Below are 16,039 nucleotides of genomic sequence, written 5' to 3' on the forward strand. Positions count from 1 at the left end.
GGAACAACCATGTTACAAATGAACAATGTAAGTAAAGTATACCAAACAGAAATGGTACAAACCCATGCGCTTCGAGACTTTAACCTGCAAGTAAACGAAGGCGAATTTATTGCTGTTACCGGTCCTAGCGGCTCAGGAAAAACAACCTTTTTAAATATTGCAGGTATGCTCGAGCCTTTTAACGAAGGTGAGTACCTGTTAGATGGCGTTAATGTTGGCAGCCTAAACGATAACCAACGTGCTGATTTACGAAATCAAAAAATTGGCTTTATATTCCAAGGCTTTAATTTGATCCCCGATTTAAATTTATATGAAAACATAGAAGTTCCTCTTCGCTATAGAGGGATTAAAGCAAATGAGCGAAAACGTCGAATTGAGCAATGCCTTGAACAAGTTGGTTTAGCATCTCGCGCTAAACACTTACCTCAGCAACTCTCCGGTGGCCAGCAACAACGTGTGGCAATAGCTCGTGCGCTTGCTGGTGAACCTCGTTTTTTACTTGCCGATGAGCCAACAGGTAACCTTGACAGCTTAATGGCGCGCCAAGTTATGGAGTTACTTGAGCAAATAAATCGCGACGGTGCCACTATAATAATGGTAACGCATGATAGCGAATTAGCCCGCCGTGCTCCGCGTAATATTCAAGTAGTTGATGGGCAACTTGCCGACTTTACACTTTATCAAGGCGCGCAAACTATAAAAACAGCATCGGGGGTTTAACTAATGTTTATTCATTATTTAGATTTAAGTTGGCGCAGCTTCAAGCGCACCCCATTGGTTAGCTTTTTAATGGTACTTGCCATTGCGATAGGTATAGGCATAACAATGACCAGCCTTAGTGTTTATCACATGATGTCGGCCGATCCTATACCAGAAAAAAGCAGCCAACTTTACAGTGTGCAATTACAAACAATGGACGATGGTAGTACGTGGTGGACAGAAGATAACATGCCACTGCAACTGACCTATCAAGATGCTGAGAACTTATTAAACGCACCCACGCCAGAGAAAAAAGTGGCTATGATGCGTACCGGTTTCTCAGTTTATCTAGACTCCGACAAAATAAAACCTTTTATAGGTAATGCTCGCATGACAACGCCTGACTTTTTTAGCATGTTTAATTTGTCATTTTTATACGGAGGGGCTTGGAGCAAAGAGCAAGAAGACTCTGCCGCACCTGTGGTTGTTATTACCCAAGAGATAAACGATAAACTATTTGCAGGACAAAACTCCGTCGGAGAACTGATTTACTTAGATGATGCAAGCTATCAAGTAGTTGGTGTTATTAACCATTGGCCTCTCAATATTAAATATTATGATTTAAATAACGGTGCATTTAATCAAGTAGAAGAGTTATTTATGCCCTTTAGCTTAATAAAGACAAAAGAGCTAGTAAGTTGGGGCAATAGCAACGGATGGAAACACGAAAACACACCAACCTTTGCAGATAAACTGCAATCTGAGCAAGTATGGATCCAGTTTTGGGCAGAGCTAAATACGCTTGAACAAAAACAAGCCTATCAAAATTACTTATTAGCCTATATGCAAGAACAACAAAAACGTGGTCGATTTAATCGTAAAGAACTTGAGTATAAACTTCGCGATGTAAACCAATGGATGCAATACAACAACGTCGTCACCGAAGACAATAAAATTTTAGTGGGCCTGAGCTTTATGTTTTTAGGTGTCTGCTTAGCCAATATTTTAGGTTTACTTTTAGCTAAGTTTTTACGCAGAGCGCCAGAAGTAGGTGTAAGACGCGCATTAGGTGCGAGTAAAAGGCAAATATTTTTACAGCACTTAGTTGAGGTCGCCATGCTTGGCTTTATAGGTGGCATGCTAGGAATTGTACTAGCACAACTTGGCTTAATGGGCGTAGGGCAAAGCTATGACTACTATGAAAATTTAGCGACAATGGATTTAACCATGCTATTGAGCGCCCCATTGATTGCAATTACAACCTGCATTTTGGCTGGTTTGTACCCTGCTTGGCTAGTGTGTAAAACCAACCCTGCTATTTATCTTAAGAGCCAATAAGGAATGTCACAATGTTAGAAATAAAACCTATATTTAACGCCTTATGCCGTTCAAAGGTGGGCGCTGTATTACTGCTAATTCAAATTGCAATTACCACAGCTATCGTCAGTAATGCTGCATTTATCATTCAAGATAGAATTAGTTATTTAAACCAAGAAACGGGCTACCCTGAACAAGATATATTTAAGTTTAATGTAATGACCTTTGGTACTGATATTAACTTAAGCCAGCAGTTTGAGCTTGATGAAAGCATGCTTAGAAAAATGCCAGGCGTGGTCGATGCCGCATTAAGCAGTAGTATTCCACTATCAGGGAGTGGCAGCGCTTCGAGCTTTAATTTAAAACCTGCCCCACAAGAAGGCCTAAGTGTCAGGGCCGCTTATATTTTTATAGACGATCATGCTATTAATACCTACGGCGTTAACTTAATTGCAGGGCGAAACTTTACCGAAGATGAAGTGCTCGTTACAAACGAAATTACACAAAAGCGCACCAACGTCACTATAGTCACTAAAGCCTTACTTGATGAGCTCTACCCTGATGGAGATGGTTTAGGGAAAATAGTTTATTTTGGTGACCTACCACTTAAAGTTATTGGCGTGATCGGAAAAATGAAAGGCCCGTGGCTCAAAGACAGTAAACCCGATAATCTTGCGTTTATTCCTTATATTAAAGCAGCAAGTTATGCACAAGTTGCCGTTCGTACTAAGCCTGGTCAGCTAGCAGCTGTAATGAAAGAAATAGAAAATGCCATGCTCGAAAATTACAGCAAACGCGTTATTAACAACATTAAAGGGCTTGATGAATTAAAAAATGAGTATACCGCTCAAGATCGCCTTATGATGCGCATGCTCATAGTATTAATCACTATTTTAGTGCTTATAACCGCTCTCGGTATTTTTGGCTTAACCTTATTTAATATTAGCAAACGTACTAAGCAAATTGGTACACGCAGAGCACTTGGCGCAAGAAAGTCAGCTATTGTTAGCTACTTTTTAGTAGAAAATGCATTAATTTGTAGCCTAGGTTTAGCCTTAGGTGTAGTAACAGCAATACTACTTGGGAAAATGTTAATGCAGTATTTTTCTGTAGCCGCACTACCGCCAAGTTATATAGCCGTTACCGCCATTGCCGTATTTTTAATGAGTTTACTTGCAGTATTAGCGCCGGCTAAACGCGCTGCCAATATTTCGCCCAGTATCGCAACTCGCACTATTTAATAATATGTAAATCACTATGCTACACTGCTTAGTAAGGCAGTGTAGCCATTAAAAAATTATAAAAATAACCTATGACTCATAAAATACTCATTGTTGATGATAACCAAGCAGTACTCGACGCACTTTCATTGTTGCTCGAGATCCACGAATTTTCGGTAGTCACTGCAACAAATCCGTTTGATGCTCTGCAAATAGTTCGCTATCAGCGAATTGAGCTTGTAATTCAAGACATGAACTTTACCAGTGACACCACCTCTGGCGAAGAAGGTAAAGCGTTGTTTTATGAACTACGAGAAATAAACCCACACTTACCTATTATACTTATTACAGCTTGGACCGAACTGGCCACCGCCATTGAGCTTGTAAAAGCCGGTGCTGCTGATTACTTACCAAAACCCTGGGATGATGCAAAACTACTAGTTTGTATCAGTAATTTAATAGAGCTAGGCAGTGCTAAAAAAATAATGGCGACGCATAATCGCCATCAACAAGAACGTGAAGGTACATTTAAAAATGCAGACCTTGCTGGGCTAATATTTAAAAGTACTGCGATGGAACGACTGGTTACTATGGCGCTTCAAGTGGCTAAATCTGATATATCTGCATTAATTACAGGCCCTAATGGTAGTGGCAAAGAGTGTATTGCGCATATTATTCAAAAAAACTCCCCGCTTGTATCGCAGCCTTTTATTAAGGTAAACGCCGGTGCACTACCGCAAGAACTTATAGAAGCCGAGCTTTTTGGCGCTGAAGCCGGTGCATATACGGGGATAACAAAACAACGTATTGGTCGATTTGAAGCAGCTGATGGCGGTACGTTATTTTTAGATGAAATTGGTAATTTACCACTTTCAGGACAAATAAAATTACTACGCATACTACAAACCGGCGAGTTTGAACGTTTAGGCTCAACACAAACACGAAAGGTAAATGCGCGGGTTATATCGGCCACTAACGAAAACTTACTACAAGCAATTCAACAAGGTCGATTTAGGGAAGACTTATATTATCGCCTTAATGTAATTGAGCTCAATGTGCCTTCCCTAAGCGAAAGACAAGATGATGTTTTAGCACTTATTAGCCATTTTTTACCTCACCGAGAGCTGACTATAAACACAGAGCAAGCACTTCAACACTACAAATGGCCAGGTAACGTTCGAGAGCTAGAAAACGCTTGTAAGCGTGTAGCGGTACTAAAACCTACAGGTGCGCTTACAGTCGATGACTTTGCACTATCGTCACCGGCCACAGCTCAACAAGAAGCAAAAGCAGAGCCGACCAAACAGGAAATAGAACACGCAATGCGCGCTCATCAAGGTGTTATAGCCAAAGTCGCCCGTGAATTTGGTTTAAGCCGACAAGCGCTTTATCGTCGATTACAAAAAATGGGTATTGATTATTAATGCCAAACATTATTAGCAACTTTACCCTAAGCCAAAAGGTTGTATTAATTTGCGGGCTTTGTAGCGCGCTGCCTATTGTTATTATTGCCGCGCTAAGTGACTTTGATATTTACTACACTCTGTTTTTAATATTACTAACGCTTACATTTAGCACTCTGCTTTCAAGAACTCTCACCAAGCCAATAAAGCTTGGCATGCAATCGCTTGAAACAGGATTACTTAATTTTAAAGATGGTGAGCTCTCCAGCTTACTAGCGTATAAAAGTAATGATGAACTTGGAAAACTATGCCAACTTTATAATCAAACCGCAAAACAGCTTCGCCAAGAAAAACAATGGATTTACCAGCGCGAGTTAATGCTTGATAAAGTATTGCAAAGCTCGCCGCAAGCGTTATTGCTGGTCAATGATAATAATACGGTGGTATTTAGTAATTTAATTAGCCGTAGTTTATTTAATAGCGCAACTCGCCTTGAAGGTATGCAACTAAGTAAATTACTCGAAAATTCGCCTCTGCAATTAGTAGCAGCTATAGAGCACGGTATTGATGGCCTCTTTAATATAGAAATAGAGAATCAAGACTCGCAAACTTGGCATTTAGCCACTGGGGAGTTTTTACTCAATAATCAAAAGCATCATTTATATATATTTAAACAGTTAACCCGTGAACTTAGTCGTCAAGAAGTTGCGGTGTGGAAAAAAGTAATACGCATTATTAGCCACGAATTAAATAATTCACTCGGCCCTATGTCATCCATGCTACACAGCGCACAATTGCTCGCAAATAAAGTTGATGAGCCTCGTCTTGCCCGTGTATTTGCAACTATTGATGAGCGAATTAGTCATTTAACTGAATTTGTACAAGGCTATGGCAAGTTTGCTAAATTACCTCAGCCACAAAAAACGCGGGTTAACTGGCAAAACACCCTCAATAATTTAAAAAACCACTGGCAATTTAGCTACGAAATAAAAAATTCACACAATGAATTACAAGCTGATCAAACACAACTCGAGCAGCTGCTGATAAACCTATTAAAAAATTCACACGAGTCAGGTTCCAATGCCAATGAAATACATATTCAGGTCGAGTTTGTACCCCAAGCATGTGTTATAAATGTAAGCGACTGCGGTAAAGGAATGAGCGAGCAAGTAATGGGAAATGCTTTAGTGCCCTTTTATTCAACAAAAAGTACGGGGAGTGGTTTAGGGCTAGCCTTATGCAGAGAAATAGCAGAAGCGCACCAAGGGCATATAAGTTTACATAACAAAATAGAGGGCGGCTTAAACGTTCAAGTGAGCCTTCCTTATTCGTAAATTTACACAAATTAAAAACAACAAAGCCACTTAAAAAGTGGCTTTGTGTTTAAAGAGCTTAATAACCTGAGTTCAGGTTGAGTAATAAATTACTCTGCGTCAGCTTCTTTATATTTAGCAGCAGTTTCTGTAATTAACGGCTGTAATTCACCGCGCTGAAACATTTCGATAATAATGTCACAACCACCAACTAATTCGCCATCTACCCAAAGTTGTGGGAATGTTGGCCAATTTGCGTATGCTGGAAGCTCAGCACGAATGTCTGGATTAAGTAAAATATCAACGTATGCAAATGGTTCACCACATGACATTAACGCTTGCGATGCTTGTGAAGAAAAACCACAATTTGGTAATTTTGGTGACCCTTTCATGAAAAGGATTATTGGATTTTCTGAAATTTGCTGTTTAATTTTATCAATGGTTTCCATCTACAACCTCAAAGTAACGATAGCTAAATATATTTAGGTCTTGAAAATAACTCATCGTGACCACAAATATATAACTTAAAATGGGCAAATAAAGCCGCAATTGAAATAGTCTTTCGCAATAGCATTGCTGTTTGCTTAAACTTGAGTAAAATACTCAACAATTATAGTAACACTATATTACCGCTTGGTATAGGTAACTGCTCTGTTTCAACAGGCATTACGTATTACCAAATGGACTATCAACCAAAGAAGATGGAGATAAAAAAATGGCATTTGAACTACCGTCACTACCATATGCAATCGACGCACTTGAGCCACATATTTCAAAAGAAACGCTAGAGTTTCACCATGGCAAACACCACAACACATACGTGGTTAAGCTTAATGGTTTAATCCCTGGTACTGAGTTTGAAAACAAATCTCTAGAAGAGATCGTATGTTCATCAGAAGGCGGCGTATTTAACAACGCAGCACAAATCTGGAACCATACTTTTTACTGGAACAGCTTATCTCCAAACGGCGGCGGCGAGCCTACTGGCGCAGTTGCTGATGCAATCAACGCTAAATGGGGTTCTTTTGATGCGTTTAAAGATGCATTAAATGACAAAGCAGTAAATAACTTTGGTTCAAGCTGGACGTGGTTAGTTAAGCTTGCTGATGGTTCACTAGACATCGTTAATACATCTAACGCTGCTACACCATTAACTGATGATGGCGTTACTCCAATCCTTACAGTGGATTTATGGGAACACGCTTACTACATCGATTACCGTAACGTTCGTCCAGATTACCTTAAAGGTTTTTGGTCGCTTGTTAACTGGGAATTCGCGAACGCTAACTTCGCCTAATTAGCCTTTAAACGCTAATGTAAAAAAGACGCTTAGGCGTCTTTTTTTGTTTGTTGTTTATCACACCTAAGCGCCTCATCATCTAATAAAACACTTTTAGTAACATGATCTTTTTTCACTTAAATTTTTAATTTTATTGCACAAAAATACACATTCGTGACTAGACTTTAAAAGGTAAGCACCTTTTTACAGCGGGTTTCGGAGGTTATTATGACGATTTTTGAGCATTACCAAGCACGATACGAAGCGGCACAGGAAGAAGAATACAGTATCGCTGAATTTCTTGAGATTTGTAAAACCGATAAGTCTGCCTACGCCAGAGCACCAGAACGCCTACTCATGGCAATTGGCGAACCACACATGGTAGATACCGCAACGGATGCACGACTAAGTCGATTATTTTCAAATAGAGTAGTTGCGCGCTACCCTGCCTTTGCTGATTTTTATGGTATGGAAGACGCCATTGAGCAAATAGTCTCTTATTTAAAACATGCGGCTCAGGGGCTAGAAGAATGCAAACAAGTGCTTTATTTACTTGGACCTGTTGGTGGGGGTAAATCATCCATTGCTGAAAAACTAAAGTATTTAATGCAACAAGTGCCTATTTATTCAATTAAAGGGTCTCCTGTAAACGATCACCCCCTCTCCTTGTTTGATCCTATCGAAGATGCAGACGTACTCAGCAAAGAATACGGTATTAAACCGCGCTACTTAAAAACCATTATGTCGCCTTGGGCTGGCAAACGCTTAAAAGAGTTCAATGGTGATATAAGCCAGTTTAGAGTGGTTAAACGCTACCCTTCTATTTTAAACCAAATAGGCATTGCCAAAACCGAACCAGGAGATGAAAACAACCAAGATATTTCAGCACTGGTTGGTAAGGTCGATATTCGCCAGCTTGAGCACTTTGCCCAAAACGATCCTGATGCATACGCCTACTCTGGCTCTTTGTGTTTAGCTAACCAAGGGCTGATGGAATTTGTAGAAATGTTTAAAGCGCCTATTAAAGTGCTGCACCCTTTACTTACCGCAACCCAAGAAGGTAACTATAACGGCACAGAAGGCATTAGTGCCCTGCCCTTTAATGGCATGATCCTCGCTCACTCGAATGAGTCTGAGTGGCAAACCTTTAAAAACAATAAAAACAACGAAGCATTTTTAGACCGTGTTTATATTGTGAAAGTCCCTTATTGCTTACGTGTAACTGAAGAAATTAAAATTTACGACAAATTACTTGAGCACAGCGAGCTATACAACGCGCCATGTGCACCGGGTACACTTAAAACATTGGCGCAATTTACGACGCTATCACGTTTAAAAGAGCCAGAAAATTCAAGTATCTATTCTAAAATGCGGGTATACGATGGCGAAACTCTAAAAGATACCGACCCTAAAGCAAAATCGTATCAAGAGTATCGTGATTACGCAGGGGTAGATGAAGGTATGACGGGGCTCTCTACCCGCTTTGCGTTTAAAATTTTGTCCCGAGTGTTTAACTTTGATACCACTGAGGTTGCTGCAAATCCGGTGCATTTGTTCTATGTGCTTGAGCAACAGATAGAGCGCGAGCAATTTTCAAGTGAAATAGAAGAGCGTTATTTAAGCTTTTTAAAAGGCTATTTAATTCCACAATATGTCGAGTTTATAGGTAAAGAACTGCAAACCGCTTATCTAGAATCGTACTCAGAATACGGACAAAATATTTTTGACCGTTATGTTATTTATGCAGATTTTTGGATACAAGACCAAGAATATCGCGACCCCGATACAGGACAGCTATTTGACCGCGCAGCGCTAAACGCTGAACTTGAAAAAATAGAAAAGCCAGCGGGTATTTCTAATCCTAAAGATTTTCGTAATGAAATAGTGAACTTTGTACTGCGTGCCCGCGCACACAACAACGGTAAAAACCCACTATGGACAAGCTACGAAAAACTACGCACGGTGATTGAGAAAAAAATGTTCTCTAATACTGAAGATTTACTCCCTGTTATTTCGTTTAATACTAAAACGTCTGCAGAGGATCAGCAAAAGCACGAAGACTTTGTGAACCGTATGGTCGAAAAAGGCTATACACAAAAACAAGTTCGCTTGCTTTCTGAGTGGTATTTACGGGTTAGAAAATCGCAATAACCTTCATAGTCGTAGTATTTAGGAGGTCAATATGGCGCATTTTATAGATAGGCGTTTAAACGGAAAAAATAAAAGTACGCTTAATCGCCAGCGCTTTATTAGGCGCTATAAAAAACAAATTAAAGAAGCGGTTTCAGATGCGATTAACAAACGCAGCGTTACCGATTCAAGCTCTGGTGAGAGTATTTCTATTCCACAACGCGATATCAGCGAACCTACATTTCATCAAGGGCAAGGCGGGAATAGAGAACAAATTCACCCTGGTAACGATCAGTTTTCTACAGGTGATAAAATTGAGCGCCCTAAAGGCGGACAAGGCGGTGGTGCCGGTGAAGGTGACGCCAGCGATTCGGGCGAGGGACAAGATGAGTTTGTATTTTCAATATCAAAAGATGAATACCTTGATTTACTGTTTGAAGATCTAGAACTTCCTAACTTACAAGAAAACCAGCTTGATAAGTTAGTGCAAATGAAAACCCATCGCGCAGGTTTTTGTAGCGACGGCATGCCAAGTAATATTGACATTGTACGCTCTCTTCAAGGCTCGCTTGCACGGCGTGTTGCCATGAGTGCAGGTAAAAAACGCCGTTTAAAAGAGCTCGAAGAACAACTTGCTCTGCTGCTTGCTGGTCCACATAACGATAAAGCGGCAATTGCTTTATTACAAAAAGAAATTGCAGCATTAAAAGTGCAAATTAAGTCGGTTCCGTTTATTGATAACTACGATTTACGTTTTCGTAATTACGAAAAGCGCCCTCACCCCACCAGCAAAGCCGTGATGTTTTGTATCATGGATGTGTCAGGCTCAATGGATCAGCCAACAAAAGACATGGCAAAGCGTTTTTATATTTTGCTCTATCAATTTTTAACGCGCAGTTATAAAGACATAGAAGTTGTTTATATTCGCCACCACACACAAGCTAAAGAAGTAGACGAACAAGAGTTTTTTTACTCCCAAGAAACTGGCGGTACCATTGTTTCGAGCGCTCTTAAATTAATGAACGAAATAATAAAAGAGCGTTATCACGCAAACGAGTGGAATGTATACGCCGCACAAGCCTCTGATGGCGATAACTGGGCGGACGACACGCCGCAGTGTGGTGAAATATTACGTAATAAGCTCTTAAGCGCAGTACGCTATTTTGCTTATATTGAAATAACCAATCGTGCTCATCAAAGCCTATGGCGCGAATATGAATCTATAACACACAGCCATAATAATTTCGCTATACAGCATATCCAAAGCGTTGAAGATATTTACCCAATTTTTATGGAGCTATTTAAAAAAGGTCGTCAACAGCAAAACTCTGCATAGCCTAAAGCGAGGTAACATTATGAATGATAAACGATTGAGTGATGGCCCAGATTGGACCTTTGATTTATTAGATGAGTACCAAGGTGAAATTGCCCGTGTTGCAGCTCACTACAGGTTAGACACCTACCCTAATCAAATTGAAGTGATAACCGCAGAGCAAATGATGGATGCTTATTCAAGCGTTGGTATGCCTATTGGCTACAGTCATTGGTCGTACGGTAAAAAGTTCATTCAAACAGAGCAAAATTATAAGCGCGGACAAATGGGTCTCGCTTACGAAATAGTGATAAATTCAGACCCTTGTATTGCGTACTTAATGGAAGAAAACACCCTACCTATGCAAGCGCTTGTAATGGCACATGCGTGTTACGGACATAACTCATTTTTTAAAGGTAATTACTTATTTAAAACCTGGACCGATGCAGGTTCAATTATTGATTACTTGGTATTTGCTAAAAACTACATAAGCCGCTGTGAAGAAAAGCATGGTATTACACAAGTAGAAGCCCTACTCGACTCATGTCATGCATTAATGAATTACGGGGTCGATCGCTACAAACGTCCACAACAAATATCGCTATTTGAAGAGCAAAAACGCCAACAAGAGCGCGAAGACTACCTTCAATCGCAAGTAAACGAATTATGGCGAACTATTCCTGAGCAACAGCAAGAAACCAAAAAGAAAGTTCGCCATTTCCCTTCTGAACCTCAAGAAAATATTTTGTATTTTATTGAAAAAAATGCCCCATTACTCGATTCTTGGCAACGTGAAGTGATACGTATTGTTCGTAAAATTTCGCAATACTTTTACCCACAAAAGCAAACTCAAGTAATGAACGAAGGCTGGGCAACTTTTTGGCATTACACCATCCTTAATCACTTATATGATGAGGGAAAGCTCACCGACTCTTTCATGTTAGAGTTTTTACAAAGCCACACCAACGTAGTTTATCAGCCACCTTATAACAGTAAGTATTATTCAGGCATTAACCCATATGCTTTAGGCTTTAATATGATGGTTGATATTCGCAGAATATGTGAACACCCAACTGAAGAAGATAAACGCTGGTTTCCTGAATATGCAGGTAGTAACTGGCTAGATACACTGCATTTTGCAATGGAAAACTTTAAAGATGAAAGTTTTATTAGCCAGTTTTTATCGCCTAAGTTAATTCGTGATTTTAAATTATTTACTATTATTGACCATACTAATAATCCCCATCTAGAAATTGGCGCAATACATAACGACAACGGCTATAAGGCAGTGAGAGAAGCACTCTCAGCGCAGTACAATTTAAGTAATCATGAGCCTAACATTCAAGTGTATGATGTTAATATTAGAGGTGACCGTTCATTAACCCTACGCTATGTACCTCATAACAATATTCCTTTAGCAAACTCGCACGAGGAAGTGCTTAAGCATCTTTACAGATTATGGGGCTTTAAAGTAAAACTAGAGCAAGAGTCAAATTCTGGTGAGGTTTCAATGATTGGTCAATGCCCAATAGATGACTCTCGACACACAACACAATAATGAAGGGCAATACAATTTCCATACTGATTGGATTTGCTCAGCAGATTGTAAAAAAACACGGTATTATTTAACCCTAAATTCTGGATATAAAAAATGACGCTTAAGCGTCATTTTTTATATCTTCGTAGGTTATTACTTTATTTCGCCCTGTATTTTTAGACTGGTACAGTGCTTTATCTGCAGCCTCTATCCAGCGCTCATGATTTTTAAAATCATTACTGCTACCAGCCAGCCCTATACTTACCGTCATTGTTATTTCAAAGTGTTTATACTTAACAGGGTTAGTTTCAATCAATACCCTTAAACGCTCAGCAAATACAAAAGCGCCTTCTTTATCTGTATCAAGCAATGTCACTGCAAACTCTTCACCGCCATAGCGCCCTGCAACATCAGTCTCGCGCAGCGTCGTACGTAGTAAGTTAGATAAGTGACGAAGCGATTCATCACCACAGCTATGACCATATTCATCATTTATTTTTTTAAAGTGATCAATATCAAACATTAATAATGTACTACAGCCACCACTTCGCTTAACTCTTAAAAACTCTTGGCGTAGCGTACCTTCCCAGTGTCCACGGTTTGCAAGCTGCGTTAAGCTATCTGTTTGACTTACTTGTTCTAATTTTTTATTTAACTCTTCAAGCTCTTTTTTATTTACCGCGACATCTGTTACATCATACAAAATAATACAAATGTGGCTAACTTCGCCCATCGTATTGGTAAGAGGGATGAATGTCGCATTTTGATACATGTAATCAGCTTTACCAGTAATAGGTCGATAATTTTTAAACCTAAAAATGTATGGCTGCTGCTCCCAAATCGTAAAAGAGCGGTTTTTTAAAACAAAAACCGACTCAGATTTACTTCTAAACCATTTTTCGTCTATTGCAGGAAATAAATCAAATAGATCTTTATCTTTTACTGCGCTTGGTAGAAGCCCTGAATGGTTTTCCATAAAACCATTCCATACACACACCTTATAATCCCTATCGAGTACCACAAGGCCTACATCAACGGTATTAAACATATCCATTAACCAATGGATCTCATTCATTTCTAAATCAGCGGCCATAACTTAATCTTCTAATAGGTAAGCAACTTTGTATTTCAAAGTTTTAAGTGAATCTTCAGTAAATAACAGCATGAGGTCGCAATTTATATCATGGTTTTCAATACCGTAACTAATCTCTATTGCAAGGGTGCGTTGCCAACGTGACTTGTTTGATTTAACCAACTCAGATACATCTCTGTGTTGGCCAAGTACAATCGGGTGCCCTTGGCTAAATGACATATCGAGCTGTTTTGAAAGACCCGTTAAAATCGCGCCTATCAAAATATTACTAATATCCATAAGCAACTCAAGTTCAACTTTATCGTTTAACTCGCCGTCATAGTTCATCAAAGAAGCTATTTCTTTAAAGCTTGAATCATTTAAAAGTAATAGCGCCTCGCCCGAAATACCACCGCCAATAAAGCCCTGGCACACACCCGATGTAGCTGCGTTATTATCTATAGACTGCAGCGCCATATCGAGTTCATTAACTTCCAAAATATTCACATTAGGAATTGGTAACTCTACAAATACATTAAGAAGACGTGCAAGTAAATCCCCAGCCTGCCCCATAGCAACGTTAGTTAGCTCTTGGTATATATCCCGAACATCAGGGTCGACTTGCTCTCCTAGCGAATGAGAGAGACGCTCACGCATGGCTTTATCTTTAATCCCATGGTGTTCAATTATGCTGGCTAGTTTTTCGGGAGAACATGGTTTTTGAATAAAATCGATAGCACCAAGCTCAAGCACTCTTTGGTGTGCACTTGGTTGTATATCACCAGAGACAACAACAGTGAGAATATTAAGCCCCTGTTCTTTCATAGCGATTAAAACTTCATAACCGTCCATTTCTGGCATGTTTAAATCGAGAAAAAGTATCTCTGGTTCAATTAACTTTATTTGCTTTATACAATCAACGCCGTCAAGTGCAAATTCAACTTTAATGTCCCAATCTTCAGGTAATGAGCGAGCTAGCTGACGCCTAGCTAATTTCGAGTCATCACATATTAATACCGATGTTGACATATTATCTCTCTGTTTCTAAACCAGTAATGAGCATTAAAATCATTTTATGATGGTTTTTATTTTTATTATTGAAGATATCTTTTGTAACTTCATGTTAATCAAAGTTTAGCATAGTTACAATTTTTATATTTCAGAGCTAATACCCACTCTATTAAGCAGGTTTAATCACTTGGTAACTAAAGCCCAGTATAATACACTGACGCCCATTGCGTTAATTTAAAAGGAAATACCTTATGTTACGTTCACTTGCCTTTGCTTTGAGTTCATTTTGTTCTGTGGCTATTGCAGCCGACTATCCAGAAAACACACTTGATGCAGGAAAAGTATCCGCACAAGGCAAACCAGTCACTTTATTAGGTCAAGGTATCTCAATTGGAGATAGTGCGCCAAACTTTAAAGTTGTTGATGACAACTTTATTCCAGTGACACTTGAGGATTATAAAGGCCAAGCTGTATTAATAAGTGTAGTACCCAGCCTAGATACCGGCATTTGTAGCCTGCAAACTAAGCACTTTAATGAAAAAGTAGCCTCACAATTCCCAAGTGTAGTTATGCTAACAATTAGTGCTGATTTACCATTTGCTCAAAAGCGTTTTTGCAAAGCTGAAAATATCGATAAAATCACTACGTTATCAGATTCTGTTTGGCGTGATTTTGGTCAGAAATACGGATTGATTATTAAAGATATGGGCTTACTAACGCGAACAGTCTTTATTTTAGATGAAAGCCATAACGTCATTTATAAACAGTTAGTTAGTAGCCTTTCAACTGAACCAGAATACAACAGCGTAATTGAGAAACTTAAAACATTGTAAAGTCCATTAAGTAGCACTAATTAAGCAATGCTAAATAGCCTTAAAACAAAAAACCGCCAATTGGCGGTTTTTTAATGTGCTTTTATAATTAACCTAAAAGTTCACCAAGTTGTTGGCTAACAGTTTCAACAGCTTGTGTACCATCTAGTTTATGGTATTGAGTATTACCAGCAGCCGCTTCTGCTTGATAGTAATCAACCAATGGCATAGTTTGCTCGTGGTAAATACCTAAACGTTTACGTACTGTTTCTTCAGTATCATCAGCGCGAACAATTAAGTCTTCGCCAGTTTCGTTGTCTTTACCTTCCACTTTTGGTGGATTATAAACAACGTGGTAAACACGACCAGAACCAGGATGAACGCGACGTCCGCCCATACGCTCAACAATGACTTCATCAGCCACGTCAAATTCAATAACGTGATCAACCACTACGCCATTTTCTTTCATTGCATCCGCTTGCGGGATTGTACGCGGGAAGCCATCAAGTAAAAAACCTTTCTCACAATCCGCTTTAGTAATACGCTCTTTAACTAAACCAATAATAATATCGTCAGAAATTAGTTGACCAGCATCCATTACTTTTTTTGCTTCTAGACCCAGTGGCGTGCCTTCTTTAATTGCCGCACGTAACATATCGCCAGTAGAAATTTGTGGAATACCGTATTTGTCCATTAAAAACTGAGCTTGAGTACCTTTACCTGCACCCGGCGCGCCCAAAAGAATAATGCGCATATTATTGTCCCCTAGTATGGATATTTATTTTAAAGCCTGAATTCTTCCACAAGCGCCGCCGATACTCAAGCAACTTATACTAATTGATGAGCCGTTGGGGTGTTTACAGGGCATTAAAAAAGGGAACACACGTTCCCTTTTATTTAAAGTACATAATTTATACTTTATTAACTGAGTAAA

14 protein-coding genes are annotated in these 16,039 nt (G+C 39.3%); 10 read left to right on the forward strand and 4 right to left on the reverse strand.

Annotated elements, in window-relative coordinates:
* The first annotated feature begins 9 nt into the window (after positions 1 to 9).
* From H5090_RS10255 to H5090_RS10275, 5 genes are all read left to right on the forward strand, one after another.
* Positions 10 to 720, forward strand: coding sequence for an ABC transporter ATP-binding protein (locus H5090_RS10255; protein ID WP_182693985.1), 711 nt, complete (start codon positions 10 to 12; stop codon positions 718 to 720).
* A 3-nt stretch (positions 721 to 723) separates the two neighbouring features.
* Positions 724 to 2,037: an ABC transporter permease gene (locus H5090_RS10260; RefSeq protein WP_182695629.1), complete on the forward strand. Its 1,314-nt coding sequence runs from the start codon at positions 724 to 726 to the stop codon at positions 2,035 to 2,037.
* 11 nt (positions 2,038 to 2,048) lie between these two features.
* On the forward strand, positions 2,049 to 3,257 hold the full coding sequence (locus H5090_RS10265; RefSeq protein WP_182695630.1) for an ABC transporter permease: 1,209 nt from the start codon (positions 2,049 to 2,051) through the stop codon (positions 3,255 to 3,257).
* A 71-nt stretch (positions 3,258 to 3,328) separates the two neighbouring features.
* Entirely contained in the window at positions 3,329 to 4,660 is a 1,332-nt protein-coding gene (locus tag H5090_RS10270; RefSeq protein ID WP_182695631.1) for a sigma-54 dependent transcriptional regulator, read from the forward strand.
* Complete coding sequence (locus H5090_RS10275) at positions 4,660 to 5,973, forward strand: PAS domain-containing sensor histidine kinase (protein WP_182695632.1); 1,314 nt, start codon at positions 4,660 to 4,662, stop codon at positions 5,971 to 5,973. The genes H5090_RS10270 and H5090_RS10275 overlap by 1 nt, the downstream gene beginning before the upstream one ends.
* Positions 5,974 to 6,062: 89 nt before the next feature.
* Here the strand turns inward: H5090_RS10275 and H5090_RS10280 are convergent, their stop codons facing one another.
* On the reverse strand, positions 6,063 to 6,401 hold the full coding sequence (locus H5090_RS10280) for a Grx4 family monothiol glutaredoxin (RefSeq protein ID WP_004335359.1): 339 nt from the start codon (positions 6,399 to 6,401) through the stop codon (positions 6,063 to 6,065).
* A gap of 266 nt (positions 6,402 to 6,667) precedes the next feature.
* Here H5090_RS10280 and H5090_RS10285 point away from each other — a divergent pair, with 266 nt between their 5' ends.
* The 4 genes from H5090_RS10285 (at position 6,668) to H5090_RS10300 (ending at position 12,231) form a co-directional block, all read left to right on the forward strand.
* Positions 6,668 to 7,249 carry a superoxide dismutase gene (locus tag H5090_RS10285; RefSeq protein WP_002960323.1) on the forward strand — a complete coding sequence of 194 codons (582 nt, stop codon included), beginning with the start codon at positions 6,668 to 6,670 and terminating at the stop codon, positions 7,247 to 7,249.
* 210 nt (positions 7,250 to 7,459) lie between these two features.
* Complete coding sequence (locus tag H5090_RS10290; protein ID WP_182695633.1) at positions 7,460 to 9,382, forward strand: PrkA family serine protein kinase; 1,923 nt, start codon at positions 7,460 to 7,462, stop codon at positions 9,380 to 9,382.
* Between the two features lie 31 nt (positions 9,383 to 9,413).
* Positions 9,414 to 10,697: a YeaH/YhbH family protein gene (locus H5090_RS10295; protein ID WP_182695634.1), complete on the forward strand. Its 1,284-nt coding sequence runs from the start codon at positions 9,414 to 9,416 to the stop codon at positions 10,695 to 10,697.
* 19 nt (positions 10,698 to 10,716) lie between these two features.
* Positions 10,717 to 12,231 (forward strand): SpoVR family protein, encoded by a 1,515-nt coding sequence (locus H5090_RS10300; protein WP_182695635.1) that lies wholly within the window; start codon positions 10,717 to 10,719, stop codon positions 12,229 to 12,231.
* Between the two features lie 100 nt (positions 12,232 to 12,331).
* Here the strand turns inward: H5090_RS10300 and H5090_RS10305 are convergent, their stop codons facing one another.
* Together H5090_RS10305 and H5090_RS10310 are read right to left on the reverse strand one after the other, a co-directional pair.
* Entirely contained in the window at positions 12,332 to 13,303 is a 972-nt protein-coding gene (locus H5090_RS10305) for a diguanylate cyclase (protein ID WP_182695636.1), read from the reverse strand.
* 3 nt (positions 13,304 to 13,306) lie between these two features.
* The gene (locus tag H5090_RS10310) at positions 13,307 to 14,311 is read right to left on the reverse strand and encodes a response regulator (protein ID WP_024590825.1); all 1,005 of its coding nucleotides are present in this window, start codon (positions 14,309 to 14,311) and stop codon (positions 13,307 to 13,309) included.
* 233 nt (positions 14,312 to 14,544) lie between these two features.
* On the opposite strand from H5090_RS10310, the gene tpx reads away from it, so the two are divergent.
* Positions 14,545 to 15,126 carry a thiol peroxidase gene (gene tpx / locus H5090_RS10315; protein WP_182695637.1) on the forward strand — a complete coding sequence of 194 codons (582 nt, stop codon included), beginning with the start codon at positions 14,545 to 14,547 and terminating at the stop codon, positions 15,124 to 15,126.
* Between the two features lie 88 nt (positions 15,127 to 15,214).
* On the opposite strand, the gene adk is transcribed toward tpx, so the two are convergent.
* Positions 15,215 to 15,859, reverse strand: coding sequence for an adenylate kinase (gene adk, locus H5090_RS10320; protein WP_002962321.1), 645 nt, complete (start codon positions 15,857 to 15,859; stop codon positions 15,215 to 15,217).
* Positions 15,860 to 16,039: the final 180 nt, after the last annotated feature.

The sequence above is a fragment of the Pseudoalteromonas sp. SR43-5 genome (assembly GCF_014163835.1).
Classification (GTDB): Bacteria; Pseudomonadota; Gammaproteobacteria; order Enterobacterales; family Alteromonadaceae; genus Pseudoalteromonas; species Pseudoalteromonas distincta.